Here is a 24,437-nt window from a genome sequence, read left to right as displayed (position 1 = left end):
CGCCCCCTTGATATACTTAGTCATGCACTTACTTAAGTAAGCCCATTTCTTTGTAGTATTTTTCGGCACCTGGGTGTAGCGGAATAGATAGACCAGCTTTCACCATGTCTTCTTTTTTCAGGTTAGCAAATGCAGGGTGAAGACGTTTGAACGTTTCAAAGTTCTCAAATACGGCTTTAGCAACGTTGTATGCGATATCATCAGATACATCTGTTGTTGTTACCATCGTTGCCGCAACACCAAAGCTGTTAACATCGCCTTCTGTGCCACGATACATGCCTGCAGGCACTGTGCTGTATGCATAGTATGGGTTGTCAGCAACGATCTTATCGATTTGAGGACCTGTTGCAGAAACTAGCTTAGCATCACACGATGTTGTTGCTTCTTTGATTGAGCCATTCGGGTGACCAACCATGTAGATGAACGCATCAATTTTGTTATCACAAAGCGCTTGTGAACGCTCTGAACCTTTCAGTTCTGATGCAAGTTTGAAGCTATCATTAGTCCAACCAAGTGCGTCCATTACTACGCCCATTGTTGCACGATCACCAGAGCCTGGATTACCGATATTAACTCGCTTACCTTTTAGATCTTCAACACCATTAATGCCGGCATCTGAGCGAGCGATAATGTTGAATGGTTCAGTATGCAAAGAGAACATTGCGCGTAGCTTTTTGTACGGACCTTGTTCAGAAAACTTACTCGTACCGTTGTAACCGTGATATTGCCAGTCAGACTGAACAACACCAAAGTCTAATTCACCAGCGCGAATAGTATTGACGTTATAAATTGAGCCACCTGTTGATTCTACTGAACAACGAATGTTGTGCTCTTTACGGCCTTTATTCACGAGTTTACAAATTGCACCACCAGTTGGGTAATAAACACCCGTTACAGAACCGGTACCAATAGTGATGAATTCTTGAGCGTTGACAGCGCCTGCGCCCATTACTGCAGCGGCAATTACACCGATCTTAATAAGTTTGTTAAATGCCATGAATATTCCTTCCTTAATTCATTATTAGCCCCAAAACAAGTGTAGTTGTTTTGAGAGTTTCCTCGTTTGGAAACGGCATCTTTTCCAATCCATACACTGGAAAAGTGGCTGAATAATAGCAAAAAAAAGGAGGATAATTATATCAATGTTAAGAAATGTAGATGATTAGACTGAGTTGTAATGATAGGGTTAATGCCTGTAAGTAAATATAAATTCATTAATTTCAGTGGTTTATGTTGTTTTTATAGGCTTAAGGTAAGATTTCTTAGATGTGAACTTGGTCACGATTACTAGAATAAAATCGCGACCAATATTAATAGCTAAAGTATTTAGCCAGTGTATTCGAACAGTTCACACACCGATTCAAAGAGCTGCTCCGTGGTTACTGAGAGAGTTGGAGTAATAAAGATCGTATCGTCGCCTGCGACCACACCGAGAATACCCTCTGATTTCCCTAGTGAATCTAATAGTCGGGCAATAAGCTGTGCAGCACCGGGACCAGTATGAATAACTACAATGGCAGCATTTCGGTCTATATCTAACACCAACTCTCTAAGGGAGCTTGAAACGGTTGGAACACCGAGTTCTGCTGGCAAGCAATAGACCATTTCCATTTTTGCATTACGAGTTCTGACTGCGCCGAACTTGGTGAGCATTCGAGATACTTTTGATTGGTTGATATTCTCAAAACCTTCATTCTTTAAAGCATCAACTATATCGCCTTGAGAACCGAATCTCTCTTCTTTTAGAAGGGATTTGAAAGCTCGAACTAGGTTATCTTGTTTCTCTGTATTGCGCATGATTTCGATTCTATGGTTGATTTGAACGTGCATATCTTGGCATAGCTATGCAGATTAAGCCAAACCCTTGGCATAAATTCTGTCTAAGGCGTCACTGTAAACTATTTTATAAACCTCTTTGATATAAGCCTTAAGTTCTTGTCATTTAAGGTTATTAATCCGATAATTTAATCAGTAATGTAGCACGTAATTATCGAGTTGCGCTAGGTCGCAAAGCGAACGTTAATTGATTGTAATCAAGTTATGAATAATATATTTTTGCTGTTAGCAATTACAGAATACCCTACATAACATTTATAAGAGATCTACTCTCAAGGAGACAACAATGAAAGTAGCCGTAATTGGTGCCGCTGGTGGCATCGGCCAAGCTTTAGCCCTTCTTCTTAAAAACCGCCTTCCAGCGGGTTCAGATTTAGCCCTATATGATATTGCTCCAGTGACACCCGGTGTTGCTGCTGATTTAAGCCACATTCCAACCCCTGTTTCAATTAAAGGTTACTCAGGTGAAGATCCAACGCCTGCATTGGAAGGTGCTGACGTTGTGTTAATTTCAGCAGGTGTTGCACGTAAACCAGGAATGGATCGTGCTGATCTATTTAATGTAAACGCAGGGATCGTAAAGTCTCTTGCTGAAAAAATTGCTGTGACATGTCCTACCGCTTGTGTTGGTATCATTACTAACCCAGTAAACACAACGGTTCCTATTGCTGCTGAAGTACTAAAGAAAGCAGGTGTATACGATAAGCGTAAACTGTTTGGTGTGACAACGTTGGATGTGATCCGAAGTGAAACGTTTGTAGCGGCTTTAAAAGACAAAGATCCTGGTGATATTCGTGTTCCAGTTATTGGTGGTCACTCTGGTGTTACCATCCTTCCTCTACTGTCTCAAGTTGAAGGGGTTGATTTTACCGCTGAAGAAGTGGAAGCACTCACTAAGCGTATTCAAAATGCAGGTACAGAAGTTGTAGAAGCAAAAGCTGGTGGCGGTAGTGCAACGCTTTCTATGGGGCAGGCGGCTTGTCGCTTCGGTCTAGCGCTTGTAAAAGCTTTGCAGGGTGATGATTCCGTGATTGAATGTGCTTATGTTGAAGGGGCCGGTGAGCACGCTCCATTCTTCGCACAGCCAGTTAAATTAGGTAAAGACGGCGCTGAAGCTATCTTGAGCTACGGCGAGCTGAGTGATTACGAGAAAGCGGCACTTGATGGCATGCTACCAACACTTAATGGTGACATTGAGATTGGTATTGAATTCGCCAAATAAAAGTATTTTTTAACACTCTAAATAGAGTGAGTTATAAAACAAAAAAAGCTGATCTTTCGATCAGCTTTTTTATTGTCACTATGTTTTAAAACGAGTGCAGAATAAGTGATACCTTCTTTATTATAGAGAAAAAGAAAGCGACTTATCTATTTAGTACGCTTGACTGCCAAATGAGCAAGTGTGATCAGAGCTTCTTTATATTCAGATTCTGGCAGTACTGCTAATTCTGCAATGGCTTTATCAGCCTCAACCAGTGCCTTCTCCGTCGTATACTCTAATGAGCCGCATTCTTTCATTGTTGCAAGGATATCATCAAGACGCTCCATTCCGTTTGAATGCTCGATGGCCTCTCGAATCATAAGTGCTTGCTGCTCATTACCGTTACGCATCGCATGAAGCAGTGGTAGAGTCGGTTTCCCTTCAGCAAGGTCATCACCAACATTTTTGCCCATCTCTTTGCCATCAGAGGTGTAATCCATGACGTCATCAATAAGCTGGAACGCGGTGCCTAAATACTTGCCATAGTTTTGCAGTGCAACTTCGATCTCTTGTGGTGCCTCATTCAAGATCGCTCCTATTTGAGTTGCGGCTTCAAACAAACGAGCAGTCTTAGAGTAGATGACCTGCATATAGCTTTGTTCGCTAGTGTCAGGATCATTACAGTTCATTAATTGCTGCACTTCACCTTCCGCGATAACATTTACAGACTCACTCATTAATTCAAGGATCCTTAATGATCCTAATGTTGTCATCATCTGAAATGAGCGGGTATAAATGAAATCACCAACCAATACACTCGCTGCATTACCAAAGGCGGCATTAGCGGTTTCTTTACCTCTACGCATGTCTGATTCATCAACGACATCATCGTGCAACAGAGTAGCAGTGTGGATAAATTCAATAAATGCAGCGGCCGTTGTATGAGCCTCACCTTGATAACCTAAGGCGCGTGCTGACAAGATCGCGAGCAGTGGGCGTAGGCGCTTACCACCACCACTTACGATGTAATATCCCAATTGATTGATTAAAGAGACATCAGAGTTGAGTTGAGCTTGAATTGTTTCATTAACTTTTGCCATGTCATCGGCAGTAAGCGCTTGGATAGCTTTAAAATCCATCATAAATCCGGCTGAGGTTAGACCCTGTAAGGTATTCTTATCTTCTTTAGTAGCTGAATAGTACACTAAAAAACGTTGAAAAATACACGACTAAAGGGCATGATTGCTGCACTTTTCTTTGGCGAACAGGTTTTCGCCAATTTTTTAAAAATATGGCTTGTCATAGTCGTATGATTCCCGTAGAATCTGCGCCCTATTGATTAGTTTAGCGCACACCCGAGTTGTTCAAATAACAACCAAAGGCTGTGCGGAAAAAGCGGAGTAAAATATGTACGCTGTTTTCCAATCTGGTGGCAAACAACACCGAGTTAGCGAAGGTCAAACCCTTCGTTTAGAGAAATTAGACGTTGAAACTGGTGCAACAGTAGAATTTGATAAAGTTCTTCTTATTGCTAACGGCGAAGAAATCGCTGTTGGTGCACCTCTTGTTGAAGGTGGCAAAGTGACTGCGGAAGTAGTACAACACGGTCGTGGCGATAAAGTTAAAATCGTTAAGTTCCGTCGTCGTAAGCACTCTCGTAAAGAGCAAGGTCACCGTCAGTGGTTCACGGAAGTGAAAATCACTGGTATTAACGCTTAAGTATTAGGAGAGTTTAACAATGGCACATAAAAAAGCTGGTGGTTCTACTAATAACGGCCGCGATTCAGAAAGCAAACGTCTTGGTGTTAAGCGTTTCGGTGGTGAATCTGTTCTTGCAGGTAACATCATCGTTCGTCAACGTGGTACTAAGTTCCACGCTGGCACTAACGTTGGTATCGGTAAAGACCACACTCTTTTCGCTCTTACTGAAGGTAAAGTGAAATTTGCAGTTAAAGGTCCTAAAAACCGTAAATTCGTTAGCATCGAAAGCGAGTAATTAAGCAACTGCTTAGTTATATTAGCTTTTAAGCTGAATTCAAAAGCCCTGCCGATTTGGCGGGGTTTTTTATTTATAGACGCTATACCCTAGAGCCTAGAACACTGGGATTTATGGTCTAACGTCTACTAGACTAGTAGTGATTTCCCACGTGCATGAGTGGAGTGTAAAATGAAATTTGTTGATGAAGCAACGGTTAAAGTTGAAGCCGGTGATGGCGGTAATGGTACCGTAAGTTTTTGGCGAGAAAAGTTCATCACCAAAGGTGGTCCTGATGGTGGTGATGGCGGTGATGGCGGTGACGTTTATCTACAGGCTGATGAAAACCTAAACACCTTGATTGATTATCGCTTTCAGCGTTTTTACGACGCAGAGCGTGGTGAGAATGGTCGCGGTGGTAACTGTACCGGTAAGCGCGGTAAAGACAAAGTAATGCGTGTACCAGTCGGTACGCGAGCGGTTGATATTCACACCAATGAAATTGTGGGTGAAGTGGCCGAGCATGGTAAAAAAATCATGGTCGCTAAAGGTGGCTGGCACGGTTTAGGCAACACACGCTTTAAATCGTCAGTAAACCGCGCACCGCGTCAGAAGACAATGGGTACCAAAGGTGAAGTTCGTGAACTTCGTCTTGAGCTATTGCTATTGGCTGACGTAGGTATGCTAGGTCTACCTAATGCAGGTAAATCGACCTTTATCCGCTCTGTATCAGCAGCGAAGCCTAAAGTTGCTGACTATCCGTTTACTACTTTGATCCCAAGTTTAGGGGTTGTAAGTGTTGTACCTGGAAAAAGCTTTGTTGTTGCAGATATCCCTGGTTTGATCGAAGGTGCTGCGGATGGTGCAGGTCTTGGGATTCGTTTCCTTAAGCACTTAGAACGTTGTCGCGTTCTTATTCACATGATTGACATCATGCCAATTGATGAAAGTGATCCGGCACAAAATGCCCTAACGATCATCGATGAGCTTGAGCAGTATAGTGAAAAGCTTTCAGAGAAACCAAGGTGGCTAGTTTTCAACAAAGTTGATCTGATGCCTGAAGAAGAGGCGGATGAAAAGATCCAAGAGATCATTGAAGCGCTTGCTTGGGAAGGGGATTTCTTCAAAGTTTCAGCGATTAATAAGAGCGGTACTCAAGAGCTTTGTTACAAACTTGCCGACTTTATGGAAGAGCTGCCACGTGAGCTTGAAGAAGTTGATGAAGAAGACAAAGTTGACTTCATGTGGGACGATTACCACAAAGATGCAATGAGTGGCGATAACGTTGTTACTGAAGATGATTGGGACGATGAAGATGATTGGGACGACGAAGAAGATGACGGTCATGTTATCTATGTTCGTGACTAGTTAGAGCTATTCGTACTCCATGAAACCGCAATCAATGATTGCGGTTTTTTTATATCCATAAGATGTTTAACTGCTCTTTTTTAAGGCAATATACGGTTATCTAAACGAAGAATATTGGAAGGAATCATGTCTTCAAAACAGAGACAAGTATCACGTCTCATTGCTCAGGCGGGGCAGATGTTACTTGCTCATGGCGCAGAAAGTACTTTAGTCGGTAGTATTACTCAACGTATTGGCATCGCTAGCGGAATGGATGAGGTAGAGGTTTCGCTTTCAGCAAGCTCGCTCGTCGTTACGACGGTTTATCAAGACCACTGCATTACCACTGCAAGGCGTAGCCCAGATCGAGGTATTAATATGCGCGTGATTACTCAGATCCAAAGGATTTGTATCATGCTTGAAAAGGGGATTCTCGATCATCAATTAGCCCAACAAAAACTGAATGATGTTACCCCTGAACGCTATAACCGTTGGTTAGTCGTCGGTATGATTGGCTTGTCGTGTGCTGCGTTTAGTCGGTTAGCAGGTGGGGATCTCGGCGTTTTTTTGATAACCTTCCTTGCTTCATCAGTTGGAATGGTGGTTCGGCAAGAGATTGGTCACCGCCACTTTAACCCGATGGTTAATTTTGCTTTCACAGCATTTGTTACCACGATTGTATCTGCGCAAGCTGTGCTCTTCTCTATTGGTAACCAACCCTCCCTAGTTATGGCTTCAGCGGTGTTGATGTTGGTTCCTGGGTTTCCGTTGATAAACTCAGTTGCCGATATGCTCAAAGGCTACATCAATATGGGTATGGCTCGTTTTGTTATGGCAAGCTTACTGACTCTTGCAACTTGTTTAGGAATCGTTGGTGCGATGAGTTTGATGGATGTCTGGGGGTGGGGTTTATGATGGATCTGTTCTTAGGGCTTCTACATGACATGCTGTTTTCGGCTATTCCCGCAGTCGGTTTTGCACTTGTTTTTAATGTTCCTCAAAAGGCTTTAGTCTATTGCGCGTTAGGTGGGGCGATTGGTCATGGCTCTCGCTATTTGATGATGCATTTTGGTATCCCTATTGAGTGGGCCACATTCTTTGCTGCGACGATTGTTGGAATGATCGGTGTCCACTGGTCACATCGGTTTTTGGCTCATCCAAAAGTCTTTACCGTCGCTGCAATGATCCCAATGGTGCCAGGAGTTTTTGCCTTCAAAGCGATGATTGCCATGGTGGAGATGAACCAGTTAGGTTACTCACCTGAACTAGTTGCAACGTTGTTTGATAACTTTCTGAAGGCGATGTTTATTATTGCAGGTTTAGTGATTGGATTAGCAATGCCGGGGCTGTTATTCTACCGTCGTAAACCCATTGTATAGAATCGAATTAGGAACACGGATATGATCATTAGTATGATTGCCGCGATGGCAGACAATCGAGTTATCGGTAAAGACAATCAAATGCCATGGCATCTGCCTGCTGACTTTGCATGGTTTAAGCGCAGTACTATGGGGAAACCTGTGATCATGGGGAGAAAAACGTACGATTCTATTGGTCGAGCACTTCCTGGGCGTCCGAATATCGTGATTAGCCGAGATCCTAATTTAGACATTGAAGGTGTGGCAATGGCAACGTCAATTGAGGCTGCAATCCAAGCGGCTGGTGATGTTGAAGAGGTGATGATTATTGGGGGGGGAGCGATCTACAGCGCTTGTCTTCCAATCGCTAATAAGCTCTACGTTACTTATATTGATGCAAAGATTGATGGCGATACACAGTTTCCGAGCTGGGGTGATGATTTTACTGAAAGTTATTCGGAAGACTATAGTGCGGATGAGAAGAATGCTTACAATATGCGTTTCACTATTTTGGAACGCTAGAGCACTGTAATTAAGTAGACTAATAGGGCTAAAATGATTAGCCCTTATGCATTATTGAGAAAGAGCCTCTTGTTCAAAGTAGCGCTTATCTTCCCAACGAAGCATAGTGAGTTTTCCCCCCCAAACACAGCCAGTGTCTAGACCGATAACCTTCTTATCATCATACCCTTCCAGAGCCGCCCAGTGACCAAAAACGACGGCCTTTTCTAACTCTAATCGAGACTCCAGCATAAACCATGGAGTGAGCTCGTTTCCCTTCTGGTTCATTTGTTGACTAGGAGGAAGCTTACAGGCCATATCCAGACTGGAGTCTGAATAACAGTAGCGCATTCTTGTTAGTGCGTTAATGCTATAGCGGTAGCGTTCAATGCCTTGTAATTCTTGATTCCACAATGACGGCGTGTTGCTGTACATGTTCTCAATCAGCCATTGCCAACGATCACTTTTCAACACTTGCTCTACTTCTTTGGCGGCACTTTTAGCCTGTTTAAGACTCCATTGAGGCGATATACCGGCGTGTGTCATTACAAAATCATCATGTTCAGCAAGCAAAGGTTGGTGCCGCAGCCAATTGAGTAACTCTTCCTTATCAGGCGCATCAAAGATAGGGGCTGTCTTGTCTTTATCTTTTACTTTATGAATACCTAGTGATACGCCCAATAGGTGAAGATCATGATTACCTAATATAATCTGTGCAGATGCCCCAAGGCTTTTAATAAACCTAAGTGTCTCTAGTGATTTAGGCCCGCGTGCAACGAGATCACCCGTTACCCATAGCGTATCGTTATCGGTTGTGAATTTTACTTTTTCAAGCAGACACTGTAGCTCATCAAAGCAGCCTTGAAGATCACCAACAATATAGGTAGACAAGCGGAATCCTTAATTAAGAATATTAGGAATAGCGAGACGAAATGGCGTAATCTCAGTCGTAAATTCATCACCATTAGCGTCATGAAAAATATATTGGCCTTGCATCACGCCAATCGGTGTTTCAATCGCGGTTGCACTGGTATAGCTGTACTCTTCAGTACTCTCTATATGTGGCTGCTGTCCAACGACCCCTTCGCCTTCAATGGTAAGTTGCTTTCCATCAGCATCGGTAATGAGCCAGCGGCGACTGAGTAGCTGGACGGTTTGATCGCTTAGATTTTTAATGGTGATGAGGTAAGCAAATACGTAGTGTTGTTTGTCAGGCGTCGACTGCTCTTCTACATACTTGGTTTGAACGTGGATTTTGATTTCTGGGGTAGGCTCAATCATGATCACTCCAATCCGTTGTAGCGTTCAAAAAACTAGCCCCTATTTATATATCTGTAAATAGGGGCTGAAAATAGCGTACTAATGATTCTCTGTTAACCAGTTAGCCATATCAACAAACTGCTCTAAGGTCAGGTTCTCTGGACGCATGCTTGGATTCACCCCAAGTGCTTCTAGTTGTTCTTTATCAATTAAGCTCTTATAACAGTTACGTACTGTTTTTCGGCGTTGGTTAAAGCCTTCACGACAAACACGGTCTAACCATTTTAGGTCTTTAGCTGGGTAAGGCAGTACTTCATATGGCATTAGGCGAACCACGGCTGAGTCAACCTTAGGTGGCGGAACAAATGCAGTTGGCGGTACTTCAAGAACCGGTGTTACCTTGCAGTAGTATTGAGCCATGACGGTTAAGCGACCGTATGCTTTACTACCAGGGCCCGCAGCCAAACGGTTAACCACTTCTTTTTGGAGCATAAAGTGCATATCTTGAATATCTTTATGGAACTCAAAAAGGTGGAACATCAATGGTGTTGAGATGTTGTAAGGTAGATTACCAAAGATACGTAGCTTATTATTTGGCTTTACAAGTTGTTCGAAGTCGAACTTCATTGCATCGCCTTCATGAATAGTAAGCTTATCCGCTAGGTCTGGGTGGTTACGCAGACGCTCAGCAAGGTCTCTATCTAATTCAATCACAGTAAACTTATCAACAAGCTTACCGACAGGCTCGGTAATAGCCCCTAATCCAGGACCAATTTCAACAAGGTTCTGCCCTGGAAGTGGGTTAATACCTGAAACAATCCCATCAATAATGTAAGGATCATTTAGGAAGTTTTGACCAAAACGTTTACGCGCTTTGTGCCCTAAGTGGACATCATTTCTCATATTTATCTCGAAGTTCGTGCTTATTGCATTAATTAGGTTGTTTATCTACCAAGTCAATCGCGTATGTCAGTGCTGTTTTAAAGCTCCCTGTGTCCGCGCTGCCAGTCCCTGCAAGATCGAGTGCGGTGCCGTGATCAACCGATGTTCTTATAAAGGGTAGACCAAGAGTAATATTTACGGAGCGACCAAAGCCTTTGTATTTTAAGACAGGGAGAGCTTGGTCGTGATACATACCGAGTACAGCATCCGCTTTTTGTAAGTATTTGTCATTGAAGATGGTATCGGCTGGTAGTGGGCCGATTAAATCAATGCCATCTCTTTGACGAATTTTTTCTAGTGTTGGTGTTATTGTCTCTATCTCTTCACGACCCAAGCAGCCATCTTCACCGGCATGAGGGTTTAAGCCGCATACGTAGATGGATGGATTTTCGATCGCAAACTTATTTACTAAGTCTTGATAAAGGATATGGATGATTTTTTCAAGCCGTTCTGCTGTAACCGCTTTTGATACATAAGCGAGAGGGATATGGGTCGTTACTAAAGCAACGCGTAACCCTTCTGTCGCTAACATCATTACCACGAGTGGTGTATTCGATTTCTCAGCAAAGAACTCGGTATGCCCACTAAAAGCAACACCTGCTCGATTAATCACTCCCTTATGAACAGGGCCGGTGACAATAGCATCAAATTCGTTATTCATACAGCCTAAAGCGGCTCTTTCTAGTGTTTTTAACACATAGTGGCCATTGGCTTCGTCAAGCTCACCGGCTTTACAAGGCGCATCGAGTTCAATATGGTCAATGACGAGTGAGCCAGCTTTTTGAGGGGTAATCGCTAAAGATTCACTGTAATCAATCAGATGTACATCGATGTTGAGTAATTGAGCTCGCTGCTCAATCAGATTCTTATCAGCACAAACAACGATTTGATGGCTCCAATCCTCTTGAGACAGAGCCAAAACGAGATCGGGTCCTATACCGGCAGGTTCACCTGCGGTTACCACGATACGCTTAATCGACATCTTGATCTTCCTCTACGATTTCAACAAAAGCACTGGCACGAAGCTCTTGCAGCCAAGCACTCGCTTCCTCATTAAACTTACGGTTGAATAAAATACCGTAGGCTTTGTTTTTGAGGGCAGAGTCTGTGCGATCAACTTCACGACGGTCGATAACTTCAACTATGTGCCAACCATGAACGGTTTTAAACGGTTCACTGATTTGACCGACTGGCAGAGTTTCTACTTGGTGCTTAAATTCAGGCACGTAGAGATCTGGTGTTTGGTAGCCAAGTTCACCGTCTTGAACTGCCGAGCCTGGGTCTTGACTATACTGCTGAGCAAGGTCGCCAAAAGTAGCCTCTCCCGTAAGTACTTGTCTTGTTATTTCAAGAAGGTCTCGTTGTACACCTTCATCACTTAGAATGACGGTTGGCTTAATTAGGATATGACGAGCATTGACTTCTGTTACCGCAACAACTTCTAGACCTTTGACATCTTCAATCTTTAAGATGTGAAAGCCAATGCCACTGCGGAAAGGACCAATAATGCTCCCCTTATTCTGTAATTTGATTTGATCGGCAAAGATGGTTGGCATCTCTTCTTTACGCATCCAGCCCCAATCGCCACCTTCTAAAGCCTTTGGACCTTTAGAGTAGGTGTAAGCCATGGTTTGAAAGTTTTCACCTTCTTTTAACTGCTTAACAAGATCGTTAGCTTGTGCTTCAAGCTCCGATTTTTCTTGTTCATCATTAAAACGAAGTTGAATATGGCTTACTTTGTACTGAACCGTTGCATTAGTCTCATTCGCTAAGATATCAGCTAAATTATCGACCTCTGCTGGAAGGATATTGATGCGACGGCGAACTAGAGCGTTGCGAGCTTCACTTGCTGCAATCTCTTTACGTACTTGTTCACGGAAGGCAGCGTAGGTGAGCCCCTCTTTTTCAACAGAGGCGGTTAGTTGCTCGATAGTTTGCTCGTTATTTTTTGCAATATCTGCAATTGCCTCGTTCAGGCGATTGTCATCAATACGCACACCAAGGCGATCGGCTTCCTGCTGCTGAATGGTATCAATGATCAATTTTTCTAATACCTGCTCACGCAGTACACCCTCTTCAGGTAGTGCTTGACCACTGTCTTTTGCATTTGCGTGTAGAGTTTTGAATGCAGTGTCAATATCACTTTGTAGTACGACGCCTTCGTTGACGATAACAGCGATTTTATCTAGAGCGACGGGTCCAGCATTGACGGTTGCAACCGTTAAACTTGTGATGCTGCCAAGCAGGATCTGTTTCCACAGTTTCATTTGAAATCCTATAAGTCATTACTGACTGAGAAAGTAAACCTGCTCAGTCAGTCTAAAAATTGATTAGTTGTTTAAGAAGAATGGACGACCATACCCCAGTGAGTTACCGGCACTTGAGGCTCCCGCAGCACTTGAATCTGAACCAATAGTGGTGCCAAAGCCAACAATACCGAAGTTGATGCTAAGGTTCTTCTCATATTCTGGTGTTGAATCTGGGTAATGTGAGAATCCTGGGGTCCAGCTAATAAGCTGATTACTATAAGTAAAACCGATATACCAACAGTCTGACCTATAGCGTAATGTAGCTAACCATTCAAGCTCTTCTTCAATGGTCAAATCATAGAAGTACTGTGCACTCGCGTGCCATTTAGGGGTTATTTGGTAGCCACCTAATAAGCCAAGCTGAGATATGCCATCTTCTGTGATATCACCGACAGGGACTGTATCTCCAACAGTATTGTCAAGGTAAGCTTTAGTTACATAGCGGTAGTTGGTTTGCACATATCCCCCGCTAAAACGATACTCAAGAGTACTGTTACCGAGTTGAACCTCACTAGACTCTATATCGTATTGAATACCACCATGATAAAAGAGGTAATCATCGTAGTTAAAGTCCATTTCGACTGCCCATGCAGAATAATCTGAAGGTTTGTTTCCTGATTCGGGAATATCATCTTCAGATTTATTTAAATAAAAAATCTGACCAAAAGATATATTCAAACGTTCTTTATAGGCATCATCAAAGAATCGTGATGATGCACCGTAGCTAAATTGATTAGCCGCTTCTATTCTATCTACGCCACTATATTTCCTACTACGGAATAGGCCGTAATAATCGGTTTGTAATTGAGTAGAATCGTAATAGTAGATATCTTCTTGATACTCGTCCGGTACGTAAAGGTACTGCACTTGAGGCTCTAAAGTTTGAGTATAGCTATCAAGTACTACAGTATCTCGCTCTAAAACTATACCTGCGTGCGTCCTAAATTCAGGTATAAGGCGAGATACATTCTCTTCCAGATCTCCTAGTTCAGGTGCTGTAACTCCATCTAAATTTTGCTGATAATAAGTGCCAAGTAGTCTCGCTTCAGTGGTCCAGGAGCCCCATGTATTGGCTAGAGGAATCGTAATGCCTGGTTCAATATGGACACGTGTTGCCGAAGGTTTACTATCATCATCAGTTTCAAAGCGAGAAATATGGCTGATTACATCGAAGTCGAGGTGCTTCATTACAGCCGGAGCATAATAATTAAACTCAAGCTGAGGCATTAATCTGTAGGGTAAGTTGTTCTCACTTAATACCTGAAAATCCCTAACTAGAATTGCCGCATCCCAAGATTCGCTGCGATAAGTTGCCTGTCCCTCTTGTAGTAGCTGCCCATCTTCACGGTTACCGATATCTGAATCTATATGGCTAAAGTACCTGATATCACTAACTTGAGAATAGTCAATTTCAAATTTCCATGCTTGTTGAAAAATGCCATTATGCTGATATTGAAAACCCCAGCGGTCAGCGTAGCCATCATCAGTGTATTTTTTATCATCGGGAAGATATTCAGACTTGATATTACCAGTACCCAAATCAGACAGATAACGAAACTCACTGTTAAGCTGTGTGCCACGTTCTTGCATATATTTAATGGTGGTTTCTAGGTCGTAGTTTGGCGCTAAGTTCCAATAAATTGGAACTTCCATCTCAAAGCCATCGCTAGAACCGTAACTAACCGTTGGGTATAAGAAGCCTGTTTTACGAGTGTCACCAATCGGTACGGTCAAGAAGGGCAAATAGAATACAGGCACGTTTTGAATTTCAAAACGTGGATTATAGAAAGTAGCTTGTTCTTTGTTTTGGTCGATATCGATACTAGTTGCGCGCATTCGCCATGCGTTGTCACCTTCAGGGCATGACGTAATGCTGCCATCTTCTATTTCATAAACTGCTTTGCCCGTTTTAGCCATGAATACGGCTTCTCCACGACCCGGTTCGCAGAGAAAATTATATTGAGTGTTCTCTGCGGTTAATTCATCCGTATTGAGATCATTGGTCGCTTTGTCTGAAATGGTTTTTATTTCACCATCACTGAAATGAACATTACCCTTAGCAACAACAACGTTGTCTTGCTGATGCAGTGTCACCTCATCAGCGGTCATGCGCTTTTTACCTTGGGTTATAATCACATCGCCCTTATAGACCGATTTTTGATTATTGAGTGCTTCAAGGCTGTTTGCTTCGACATCAATTGGCAGTTCATTTGGGTTTTCTGCTTCAGGCCGATTGACCAAGCATTGGTCAATAGGGTCTAATATTTGGCATTGTCCGAAAGCAGGCATTTCTTTCACTTCCTCATCAAGCACCACCTCAGCATTAGTCTGAGGCACTAAAAGGGCGGTACTGATGGAAGCGGCTATGAAAGTGCGAGGAAAAAATGGCATCGAGTTTTACTGTCCTGTTGAACTTGATTTATCCGGTTATAGTGGTCCGAATATAAAAATACGACCCTATCATAAAGGAATTTCATGCTTACGGCACTATCAGACCACTTTGTGGCAAAAAAATTCAGAGATTGAGAGCACATAATGCATATTTTTGGCAAAATTCTGGGCGGTTTCTTTGGCTTCCTATTTGGTAACGTGTTCGGGTTGTTTTTTGGCCTGTTCATAGGGCACCAATTTGATAAAGCGCGTCGATTGAACCAGGCGGGCTTTAGAAGTGGGGCTTTTGGTTCTGGACCTAGCCAAACCGAGCGACAAGAAGAGTTTTTTAAAGCGGCGTTCGCAGTCATGGGGCATGTCGCGAAAGCGAAAGGGCAAGTTACTGCGCAAGAAATTCAACTCGCGACCACCATGATGGAGCGAATGAACCTTCATGGCGAGCAACGTCGAGCGGCACAAAATGCGTTTAGAGAAGGGAAAGACTCAGGGTTTCCACTCGATAGCGTTTTAGAGCGAGTTAAAATTTCTGCTGCGGGTCGATTTGATCTGTTGCAGTTCTTTTTAGAACTACAAATTTCAGCCGCGTTTGCCGATGGCCAAATCCATCCGAGCGAGCGAGATGTACTGCATAAAATAGCGAAAGGCTTAGGCTTCTCTTCAGCTCAACTTGAGCAACGCTTACGTATGCAAGAAGCCGCGTTTCGTTTCCAACATGGTGGCGGAGCACACCAAGGCGGTCAGCATTCAGGTGCTTGGCAGCAAGAGAGCCAAGCCGATCATTTAGCGGCTGCTTATGATGTTCTAGACGTCAGTGAGAATGCAGAATCTAAAGAGATCAAACGCGCTTACCGTAAACTAATGAATGAACACCACCCAGATAAGCTGATGGCAAAAGGGTTACCACCAGAGATGATGAATGTGGCGAAAGAGAAGTCACAAGATATTCAAAATGCTTACGATCTAATTAAAAAGGTCAAAGGCTTTAAGTAAACAATTTGATTGTTCAGATAAAACAAAAGGCGAGTATTTTATACAAAATACTCGCCTTTATTATTTCTATCGTTTAAAGAAGCTAACAGCCTAAACGATTATTTACGAACGGCAATTGCTTCAATCTCGATACCTACATCTTTTGGTAGGCGAGCTACTTCAACACAAGAGCGTGCAGGGTAGTGAGCCACGTTATGCTCATCAAAGAATGCACCGTACACTTCGTTCACTGCAGCAAAGTCATTTAGGTCTTTAACGAAAACCGTTAGCTTAACGATATCACCCACCGTTAACCCCGATGCTTCGACAACCGCTTTAACATTCTCAAGAGACTGACGAGCCTGCTCTGTGATTTCAGGAGAAACTTCGCCCGTTACTGGGTTTACAGGGATTTGGCCTGAAGTCAGAACCATGTTGCCAAGATCTACGCCTTGAATGTATGGGCCAATTGCAGCAGGAGCTGATTCAGTATGAAGTACTTTAGTCATGTTATTGATTCCGTCAGTAGAGGAGAAAATAAGCGCTCAGTGTGCCGTGAAACTCTGTTTACGTAAAGAAATAGGTAAAGAAAAATCCCCTATCAACAGATAAGGGATGTCGGTATGAATAACGATGGCTCGTTTAATTATCCGAGCAATGGTTGTTATCTTTCAGTGACAACTTCGCGTGAGAATACTTTTTCACAGTATTTACACTTAAGGCGAATATCCTGGTTCTTTTCGATCACACTAAAGCTGCTTTCAACCGGCTCATTGTGTGTAATACAGTTGCTGTTTGGGCAAGAGAAAACATCGTTAACTTGTTTAGGCAGTTCTAAAACGAGTTTCTTAGCGACTTCGTACTCTTCAATTTGGTTGACAGTCGCATGTGGGGCATACAGTGCTAACTTGCTTGCTTGCTCTTCATTGATAAAAACATTTTCAATCTTGAGCAGATCTTTTGCGCCTAATGCTGATGATGGTAAGTTCAGTCCAATGGTTATGCGTTGATTTGAATTATGCATATCAAACAGGCGCAAGACTTTAATGCCAATTTGCGCAGGAATGTGGTCAATTACCGTACCGTTTTTAATTGCTTCTACCTGCAATTGAGTTTCTTTCGACATAGTGTTTCTCCTCTAATTACAGCGTTTCATTTAGAACAAGGGCTAGCAAAGCTTCACGCGCGTAGACACCATTTTCAGCTTGTTCGAAAAAGTAAGCATGCGGCGTTTTATCAACGTCTGTGGTGATTTCGTCCACACGTGGCAGTGGGTGAAGTACTTTTAGATTCTCACGAGCACTTTCTAGCATGTTTGCTTTTAGAATGTACGCTGACTTGATATGCGCATATTCTGACTCATCAAAACGCTCTTTTTGTACGCGAGTCATGTAAAGAATATCTAACTCTGGAATCACTTCTTCCATCTCTGTATGAAGGCTGTATTCAATACCTGCTTCATCAAGTTCTTCACAAATGTAGTCAGGCATAGCTAAAGCTTCAGGTGCGACAAAGAAGAAACGTACATTGGTGAATTTTGCTAGTGCTTGAGTTAGTGAGTGAACCGTACGACCGTATTTTAGGTCACCAACAAACGCGACATTAAGGTTATCCAGTCGACCTTGTGTTTCAGCAATACTAAAGAGATCGAGCAGAGTTTGCGTTGGGTGCTGGTTTGCACCGTCACCTGCATTAATAACAGGCGTACCATTTGAAAACTCAGAAGCAAGGCGAGCGGCGCCTTCTTGAGGGTGACGCATTACAAAAGCATCGACGTAAGAAGAGATGACTTGCACTGAATCGGCTAATGTTTCGCCTTTTTTCGCTAGAGAAGTGTTACCACCACTATCAAAGCCGATAACATCACCGCCAATACGTTGGATAGCCGTTTCAAAGGATAGGCGCGTACGGGTCGAAGGCTCAAAGAAGCAGCTGGCGACTACTTTGTTTTTAATCAGTTCAGGTTGAGGATGAGATTTCAACTGACCTGCCGTATCAACTATCAGTTCCAGTTCTTCACGTGAGAGTTCTGGAATAGAGATAATATGCTTATTATAAAGCGTGTTTGTCATGTTCTTCTTCCCTATCTTGAATGTTCTTAAAGCCACAAAAAAGCCCCCCAATAATGGGAGGCTTTAAAAATCGAAAGAATTACAGAAACCAATGACGGCAAAGCTAAGCTTAGAAGCCCATCGTAGCTTGCGGTTTTTATATCGCTGAGTGCTGCACGATACCAAGGTCATCATTTCATAATCCTCTGACAAATTGCCGAGCATTATACGCCTTCGCAAAGTGAGCGCAAGCGATTACGTCAAGCTTCGTTTGCTTACTAGTTACCTAGTGTCGCCACCATGATCGCCTTAATAGTATGCATGCGGTTCTCTGCTTCGTCGAACACAATAGAGTGCTCTGATTCAAACACTTCTTCTGTTACTTCTAAGCCATTCATGCCATATTTCTCGGACACTTCTTTACCGATAACGGTTTCATCATTATGGAAGGCGGGTAGGCAGTGCATGAACTTTACATCTGAATTTTCAGTCAGTGCTAGGGTCTTACTATTGACTTGGTAAGGCGTCATTTTGGCGACACGCTCATCCCAAGCTTCAGCGGCTTCACCCATTGAAACCCAAACATCGGTATAAAGGAAATCACACCCTTTAACGCCTTCTTCTACATTTTCCGTTAAGGTGATTTTAGCGCCTGTTTGCGTCGCTATCTCTTGGCAGGTTGAGACAAGCGACTCTTCTGGCCAGAACTCTTTTGGCGCAACAAGGCGAATGTCCATCCCCATTTTAGCCGCGCCAACCATGAGAGAGTTACCCATGTTATTGCGAGCATCCCCAAGATAAGCAAAACTGATTTGATGCAATAGCTTCCCTTTTCCGTGTTCTAACATCGTAAGAAAATCAGCCAGTATTTGAGTCGGGTGGAATTCATCGGTTAAACCATTCCAAACAGGGACTCCAGCGTGTGCGCCTAGCTCTTCAACGATCTCTTGGCCAAAACCACGGTACTCAATACCATCGTACATGCGTCCTAATACACGAGCCGTATCTTTCATCGACTCTTTTTGACCAATTTGAGAGCCTGATGGACCTAGATATGAGACTTGCGCCCCTTGATCAAAAGCGGCCACTTCAAAGGCGCAGCGCGTACGGGTGGAGGCTTTTTCAAAGATCAAAGCAATATTTTTGCCGTTGAGTTTCTTCTGCTCAGTGCCTGAGTATTTTGCTTTTTTTAAATCAGCAGAAAGATCGATCAAAAACTGGATCTCTTTCGGCGTAAAGTCGAGCAGTTTAAGAAAGTTACGATTACGTAGATTAAAAGCCATGGTTTGAGTCCTTAAGAGATCAGTTTCTAGAGGAATAGTAAAACATATAAATGCATTAAAAGTGAATAAATATTTTAAAATAAAGCGAGATATCTACAATTGTTCATAGATATCTCGCTTACTGTCGATGTGTCAGAGAATATTATAGGTAAAGAGGTTACATGTTTTCTTCTGCGAACTCGGCTAATCGGCTACGTACCACACCATTTAAATGGATATTTGCACTGCCCTCGAAGTTTTTAAAACGCTCTACCATATAAGTGAGCCCTGACGTCACTGGAGTGAGATAGTGAGAGTCAATCTGAGCAAGGTTACCTGAGCAGACGATCTTTGTTCCTTCACCACAGCGAGTGATGATGGTTTTGATCTGTGAAGCCGTCAGGTTCTGGCACTCATCAAGTAGAACAAACGCATTTTGAATTGAACGCCCGCGCATGAAGTTTATCGACTTAAACTGGATGTTGGCCTTGTCGCAGATATACTTCATGGACCCTTCCGTACAGTGATCATTTTTATGCAGCGCTTCTAGTGTATCGGTGACCGCCGCAAGCCAAGGCATCATCTTCTCTTCTTCGCTGCCAGGCAGGAACCCAATCGACTCACCAATATCAGGGGTGTTTCGGGTCACTATGATCTTGTCGAACATTTTCTTTTCAATCGTCTGCTCTAGAGCAGCAGCCATTGCGAGCAGTGTCTTACCACTCCCCGCCGCCCCAGTTAAAATCACCAGATCAATATCGGGGTCGAGTAGGGCATCCATCGCCATACCTTGATAGATATTCTTCGGTGTAATGTCCCATGCTCGCTTATGCATCATGCGCTCACGGCTGAGATCTTGAAGTGTAATGCTTTCCTCATTGATTTCAGCGACTCGCGCTGCAAAATCACTATCTTCATCAATTACATACTGATTAATAAAGGTGGGTTCAAATGGCTTTCTGCTTAATGTGTGGAAGGTTTTTCCTCCGAGAGATTTGCTCTCTACTTCATCGATGTCGTCCCAAAAAGCCCCCTCTCGCAGTTGAAAGCCTTTAGTTAGATATTGTACATCATCAATGAGTTGATCGGTTCTGTAGTCTTCAACAAATTGTACACCAGCGCCTTTTGCACGAAGACGCATGTTGATGTCTTTGGTGATTAACACGACTTCTCTAGGGGCATGCTTAGTTTGTAAGTCCAACACGGCATTGAGAATTCGATTGTCACCAGCTTTGTCGGCGAACGCTTTAACGGTTTCTTGCAGTTCAAAGTCAGCAACGATAGATATGGTACCGGTCGCGGTAATATCTTTAGAAAAGTGAATACCTTCTGAAATTTCATCAGGCGTTGCATCGCGGAAAAGATCTTCCAAAGCACGAATCGCGACCCTCGCATCTCGCGCCACATCTCGCTTACTGTCTTTAATGCGGTCGAGTTCTTCGAGGACGGTCATGGGAATGAGAACATCGTGTTCTTGAAAGGAGTAAATAGCAAAAGGTTCGTGAAGAAGGATATTGGTATCGAGGACAAACAGTTTCCGGTCGGTATCAGTCATAAGCGTCTCCTTGCCGAGAGTCGGCATTGCTTAGCAATCATTGCTTGCAGAAGGTGACAAAGTCATAACGCGCTTAGAAGATGTGTCGCTCTGTACACTAACAACTGCAAACCCGTGTTGATCAATTTCTATACCTGAGAACAGCATGTTTTGTGCCAGAAAATCCTATTCGGACTCAAAATTATGCGTATTCTTTAACGAGTATAGCAACACTCAAATACACAAATGACACGCTTTTCTTACAGTTTGATGGCGGACCAACTTCTGTTAAAAAATACGAGGATACCTCGTGACCTATATCACAGCTTCAAGTAAGATTAGCGACCTTTTTTGGTGTGGATTTTTCATTATTATTCTCTTTTGATAATCCTTTTTATCTCCATACTGAAATACAAACTAAAATAACAAAGAATATTTTCAACTTTGAATAATGAGGTAGTCGATTCATGACATTTGCTTTGGGCCAGCGCTGGATCAGCGATACGGAAAGCGATTTAGGTTTAGGTACCGTAGTAGCAATGGATGCTCGTACAGTCACACTAATGTTTGCTGCTGCGGAAGAAAACCGTGTTTATGCACGCAGCGATGCTCCCGTAACCCGAGTGACATTTAATGTCGGTGATGTCGTTGAAAGTCAAGAGGGCTGGTCAATCAAGGTTGAACAAGTTGAAGAGAACAAAGGTGTCTTCTTCTATCTTGGTGCACGAAGTGACAATGGCGAAGAGGTGATCTTACGCGAGATCATGCTCAGTAATAATATCCGCTTTAATAAGCCTCAAGATAAGCTGTTTGCTGGCCAAGTTGATCGTATGGACAACTTCGTGCTTCGCTATAAAGCGCTGACGAACCAGTTTGAGCAACACAAAAGCCCAATGCGCGGTTTGTGTGGTATGCGCGCAGGTTTGATCCCTCACCAATTATATATTGCTCATGAAGTGGGTCGTCGCCATGCGCCGCGTGTTTTACTTGCAGATGAAGTAGGCCTAGGTAAAACCATTGAAGCAGGCATGATCATCCATCAGCAAGTACTATCGGGCAGCGCTGAACGTATTCTTATTGTGGTTCCTGAAACGCTTCAACACCAATGGCTGGTTGAAATGATGCGTCGCTTTAATCTGCACTTCTCTATTTTTGATGAAGAGCGCTGTATTGAAGCATTTGCGGAAGCGGAAAACCCATTTGATACTCAGCAATATGTGCTGTGTTCTTTAGATTTTATCCGTAAGAGTCGTCGCCGCTTTGAGCAAGCCATGGATGCCGATTGGGATCTGTTGGTGGTTGATGAAGCACATCACCTTGAGTGGAGCCAAGAAAAACCAAGCCGTGAATATCAAGTCATTGAAGGGCTTGCTGAAAAAACAGCGGGTGTCTTACTACTAACAGCAACACCTGAACAGTTAGGTCGTGAAAGTCACTTTGCTCGACTGCGACTTCTTGATCCAGATCGTTTCTATGATTACGAAGCGTTTGTTCAAGAAGAAGAACAGTACGCACCTGTCGCAGACTCTGTCGCGGCACTTTTCTCGGGCCAAAAGCTAGAGAACGATGCGAAAAATCAAATCACAGAGCTTTTGTCTGAGCAAGATGTAGAGCCTTTATTCCGCATTATTGAAAATGACGAGCATGAAGAAGCGAAGGTGAATGCACGCCAAGAGCTGATTGATAACTTGATGGACCGCCACGGTACAGGGCGCGTATTGTTTAGAAATACCCGTGCTGCAATCAAAGGTTTCCCAACGCGTAACGTTCATTTGATGCCAATGGAAATTCCATCTCAGTACACAACATCAATGCGTGTTTCTGGTTTGATTGGCGGAAAGATAACACCTCAAGCGCGCGCTCTGAAAAACCTATATCCAGAAGAGATCTTTCAAGAGTTTGAAGGTGATGATGCAAGCTGGTGGCAGTTTGATTCACGCGTAAACTGGTTGATTGAAAAAGTTCAAGAAAAACGTAGCGAAAAGATCCTCGTGATTGCTTCTCGTGCAAGCACAGCGCTTCAGCTAGAGCAAGCACTGCGTGAGCGTGAAGGCATTCGTGCAACGGTTTTCCACGAAGGCATGTCAATCATTGAACGTGATAAAGCGGCAGCGTATTTTGCTCAAGAAGAGGGTGGCGCTCAGGTTCTACTGTGTAGTGAAATCGGCTCAGAAGGGCGTAACTTCCAATTCGCTAATCAACTGGTTATGTTCGATCTACCGTTTAACCCAGACCTACTAGAGCAGCGTATTGGTCGTTTAGACCGAATTGGTCAGCAGCGTGATATTGATATCCATGTTCCGTACTTGAAAGGGACTTCTCAAGCTATCCTAGCGCGTTGGTTCGATGAAGGTTTAAATGCCTTTAGAGAAACCTGCCCAACAGGTCGTGCTGTCTATGACGAATACTCTAATGCGTTAGTGGATATGCTAGCCTCTGGGGAAATCGATCAGCTTGATGACGTCATCTCAGAATCTGCGAAGATGAATAAAGAGCTTAAATCGCAACTTGAGCATGGTCGCGACAGACTGCTTGAGATGCACTCTAATGGTGGTGATAAAGCGCAAGCGATTGTTGATACTATTTCAGCAACAGATGGCGACACTAACCTTGTTACTTTCGCACTAAGCTTGTTTGATACCATTGGGTTAAACCAAGACGATAAAGGTGAAAATGCGCTTGTGGTAACGCCATCAGAACACATGATGGTACCTAGTTACCCAGGTCTTCCTTACGAAGGGGCAACGATCACTTTTGACCGTGAAACCGCACTCTCTCGTGAAGATATGAACTTCATCAGCTGGGAACACCCAATGATCCAAGGCGGTATCGACCTATTGATGAGTGAAGGGGTTGGGGCGTCGGCGGTATCGCTTTTGAAAAACAAAGCGTTACCTGTTGGTACCTTACTTCTTGAGCTGATTTATGTTGTGGATGCACAAGCACCTAAACGCAGTGGCATTACTCGATTCCTACCACAAACGCCAATTCGCTTGATGATGGACGGACGTGGTAACGATCTTTCAGCGCAAGTTGAGTTTGATAGTTTTAACCGTCAGCTTAGCCCTGTGAATCGCCACTTAGCGAGTAAATTGGTTTCTTCAGTACAGAATGAAGTTCATAGCTTGATAGAAGCCGGTGAAAACCTAGTAACTGAAAAGGTTGAAGCAGTACGCGAACAGGCGCAGCAAGAGATGCAAGCGAGCTTAAATGGCGAACTTGAGCGATTGCAGGCACTGAAAGCAGTGAACCCGAATATTCGTGATGAAGAAATTGAAGCAATTGACGCTCAGATCAAAGAGCTAACACAGTACATTAGCAAGGCTCAAGTTAACCTTGATTCGTTACGCTTGATTGTGGTCAGTCATAACTAATATTTAGGTATCTGACTCAGCTCAGTTTACAGTGAAAACGCAATATCATTGCTTCTAACGATGGCTGCATAGCTGTATCGCTAGGAGCAATTTTTTTATTCTATTTATAATTTATTTTGAGACGTTT

The 24,437-nt window shown here is 43.3% G+C and carries 23 protein-coding genes; 9 read left to right on the top strand and 14 right to left on the bottom strand.

Going from position 1 to position 24,437, the window contains the following annotated elements:
- Positions 1 to 28: 28 nt before the first annotated feature.
- Together KP803_RS07025 and argR are read right to left on the bottom strand one after the other, a co-directional pair.
- The gene (locus tag KP803_RS07025; protein WP_248008143.1) at positions 29 to 997 is read right to left on the bottom strand and encodes a TAXI family TRAP transporter solute-binding subunit; all 969 of its coding nucleotides are present in this window, start codon (positions 995 to 997) and stop codon (positions 29 to 31) included.
- Positions 998 to 1,326: 329 nt separating this feature from the next.
- Complete coding sequence (gene argR / locus KP803_RS07020; RefSeq protein ID WP_248008142.1) at positions 1,327 to 1,797, bottom strand: transcriptional regulator ArgR; 471 nt, start codon at positions 1,795 to 1,797, stop codon at positions 1,327 to 1,329.
- A 325-nt stretch (positions 1,798 to 2,122) separates the two neighbouring features.
- Here argR and mdh point away from each other — a divergent pair, with 325 nt between their 5' ends.
- Positions 2,123 to 3,058 carry a malate dehydrogenase gene (gene mdh / locus KP803_RS07015; RefSeq protein WP_248008141.1) on the top strand — a complete coding sequence of 312 codons (936 nt, stop codon included), beginning with the start codon at positions 2,123 to 2,125 and terminating at the stop codon, positions 3,056 to 3,058.
- 146 nt (positions 3,059 to 3,204) lie between these two features.
- Here mdh and ispB read toward each other — a convergent pair whose 3' ends face one another.
- Positions 3,205 to 4,176 carry an octaprenyl diphosphate synthase gene (gene ispB, locus KP803_RS07010; protein ID WP_248008455.1) on the bottom strand — a complete coding sequence of 324 codons (972 nt, stop codon included), beginning with the start codon at positions 4,174 to 4,176 and terminating at the stop codon, positions 3,205 to 3,207.
- A 268-nt stretch (positions 4,177 to 4,444) separates the two neighbouring features.
- On the opposite strand from ispB, the gene rplU reads away from it, so the two are divergent.
- The 6 genes from rplU to folA all read left to right on the top strand — a co-directional run bounded on the left by rplU (position 4,445) and on the right by folA (position 8,239).
- Positions 4,445 to 4,756 carry a 50S ribosomal protein L21 gene (rplU, locus tag KP803_RS07005; protein ID WP_017034502.1) on the top strand — a complete coding sequence of 104 codons (312 nt, stop codon included), beginning with the start codon at positions 4,445 to 4,447 and terminating at the stop codon, positions 4,754 to 4,756.
- A gap of 19 nt (positions 4,757 to 4,775) precedes the next feature.
- A complete protein-coding gene (gene rpmA, locus KP803_RS07000; protein ID WP_102404997.1) occupies positions 4,776 to 5,033 on the top strand; it encodes a 50S ribosomal protein L27 in 258 nt (85 codons plus the stop codon).
- A gap of 171 nt (positions 5,034 to 5,204) precedes the next feature.
- On the top strand, positions 5,205 to 6,380 hold the full coding sequence (gene cgtA, locus KP803_RS06995; protein WP_248008140.1) for an Obg family GTPase CgtA: 1,176 nt from the start codon (positions 5,205 to 5,207) through the stop codon (positions 6,378 to 6,380).
- Between the two features lie 126 nt (positions 6,381 to 6,506).
- A complete protein-coding gene (locus tag KP803_RS06990; RefSeq protein WP_248008139.1) occupies positions 6,507 to 7,274 on the top strand; it encodes a threonine/serine exporter family protein in 768 nt (255 codons plus the stop codon).
- Positions 7,271 to 7,738 (top strand): threonine/serine exporter family protein, encoded by a 468-nt coding sequence (locus tag KP803_RS06985; RefSeq protein WP_248008138.1) that lies wholly within the window; start codon positions 7,271 to 7,273, stop codon positions 7,736 to 7,738. Before KP803_RS06990 ends, KP803_RS06985 begins: the two co-directional genes overlap by 4 nt.
- A 21-nt stretch (positions 7,739 to 7,759) precedes the next feature.
- Entirely contained in the window at positions 7,760 to 8,239 is a 480-nt protein-coding gene (gene folA, locus KP803_RS06980) for a type 3 dihydrofolate reductase (protein WP_248008137.1), read from the top strand.
- Positions 8,240 to 8,290: 51 nt separating this feature from the next.
- On the opposite strand, the gene apaH is transcribed toward folA, so the two are convergent.
- The 6 genes from apaH to lptD form a co-directional block, all read right to left on the bottom strand.
- The gene (gene apaH, locus KP803_RS06975) at positions 8,291 to 9,109 is read right to left on the bottom strand and encodes a bis(5'-nucleosyl)-tetraphosphatase (symmetrical) ApaH (protein WP_248008136.1); all 819 of its coding nucleotides are present in this window, start codon (positions 9,107 to 9,109) and stop codon (positions 8,291 to 8,293) included.
- Positions 9,110 to 9,118: 9 nt separating this feature from the next.
- A complete protein-coding gene (gene apaG / locus KP803_RS06970) occupies positions 9,119 to 9,499 on the bottom strand; it encodes a Co2+/Mg2+ efflux protein ApaG (protein ID WP_248008135.1) in 381 nt (126 codons plus the stop codon).
- Between the two features lie 78 nt (positions 9,500 to 9,577).
- Positions 9,578 to 10,381, bottom strand: a complete 804-nt coding sequence (gene rsmA, locus KP803_RS06965) for a 16S rRNA (adenine(1518)-N(6)/adenine(1519)-N(6))-dimethyltransferase RsmA (protein ID WP_248008134.1) — start codon at positions 10,379 to 10,381, stop codon at positions 9,578 to 9,580.
- Between the two features lie 28 nt (positions 10,382 to 10,409).
- Positions 10,410 to 11,402, bottom strand: coding sequence for a 4-hydroxythreonine-4-phosphate dehydrogenase PdxA (gene pdxA, locus KP803_RS06960; RefSeq protein WP_248008133.1), 993 nt, complete (start codon positions 11,400 to 11,402; stop codon positions 10,410 to 10,412).
- Positions 11,392 to 12,687 (bottom strand): peptidylprolyl isomerase SurA, encoded by a 1,296-nt coding sequence (gene surA, locus KP803_RS06955; RefSeq protein WP_248008132.1) that lies wholly within the window; start codon positions 12,685 to 12,687, stop codon positions 11,392 to 11,394. The genes pdxA and surA overlap by 11 nt, the downstream gene beginning before the upstream one ends.
- A 63-nt stretch (positions 12,688 to 12,750) precedes the next feature.
- The gene (gene lptD, locus KP803_RS06950) at positions 12,751 to 15,120 is read right to left on the bottom strand and encodes an LPS assembly protein LptD (RefSeq protein ID WP_248008131.1); all 2,370 of its coding nucleotides are present in this window, start codon (positions 15,118 to 15,120) and stop codon (positions 12,751 to 12,753) included.
- Between the two features lie 144 nt (positions 15,121 to 15,264).
- Here lptD and djlA point away from each other — a divergent pair, with 144 nt between their 5' ends.
- Positions 15,265 to 16,110, top strand: a complete 846-nt coding sequence (gene djlA, locus KP803_RS06945; RefSeq protein WP_248008130.1) for a co-chaperone DjlA — start codon at positions 15,265 to 15,267, stop codon at positions 16,108 to 16,110.
- A 98-nt stretch (positions 16,111 to 16,208) separates the two neighbouring features.
- Here djlA and KP803_RS06940 read toward each other — a convergent pair whose 3' ends face one another.
- From KP803_RS06940 to KP803_RS06920, 5 genes are all read right to left on the bottom strand, one after another.
- Entirely contained in the window at positions 16,209 to 16,598 is a 390-nt protein-coding gene (locus KP803_RS06940) for a RidA family protein (RefSeq protein ID WP_248008129.1), read from the bottom strand.
- Positions 16,599 to 16,753: 155 nt separating this feature from the next.
- Positions 16,754 to 17,215 (bottom strand): aspartate carbamoyltransferase regulatory subunit, encoded by a 462-nt coding sequence (pyrI, locus tag KP803_RS06935; protein ID WP_248008128.1) that lies wholly within the window; start codon positions 17,213 to 17,215, stop codon positions 16,754 to 16,756.
- A 16-nt stretch (positions 17,216 to 17,231) separates the two neighbouring features.
- Positions 17,232 to 18,161 (bottom strand): aspartate carbamoyltransferase, encoded by a 930-nt coding sequence (gene pyrB, locus KP803_RS06930; RefSeq protein ID WP_248008127.1) that lies wholly within the window; start codon positions 18,159 to 18,161, stop codon positions 17,232 to 17,234.
- A 257-nt stretch (positions 18,162 to 18,418) separates the two neighbouring features.
- Positions 18,419 to 19,423 (bottom strand): ornithine carbamoyltransferase, encoded by a 1,005-nt coding sequence (argF, locus tag KP803_RS06925; protein ID WP_248008126.1) that lies wholly within the window; start codon positions 19,421 to 19,423, stop codon positions 18,419 to 18,421.
- 157 nt (positions 19,424 to 19,580) lie between these two features.
- On the bottom strand, positions 19,581 to 20,957 hold the full coding sequence (locus KP803_RS06920) for a PhoH family protein (protein WP_248008125.1): 1,377 nt from the start codon (positions 20,955 to 20,957) through the stop codon (positions 19,581 to 19,583).
- A 446-nt stretch (positions 20,958 to 21,403) separates the two neighbouring features.
- On the opposite strand from KP803_RS06920, the gene rapA reads away from it, so the two are divergent.
- Complete coding sequence (gene rapA / locus KP803_RS06915) at positions 21,404 to 24,310, top strand: RNA polymerase-associated protein RapA (protein ID WP_248008124.1); 2,907 nt, start codon at positions 21,404 to 21,406, stop codon at positions 24,308 to 24,310.
- Positions 24,311 to 24,437 lie beyond the last annotated feature (127 nt).

The sequence above is a fragment of the Vibrio amylolyticus genome, from assembly GCF_023145695.1.
Lineage (GTDB): Bacteria > Pseudomonadota > Gammaproteobacteria > Enterobacterales > Vibrionaceae > Vibrio > Vibrio amylolyticus.
Note: the sequence above shows the minus strand (reverse complement) of the source record. Positions and strands in the feature narration are given on the sequence as shown.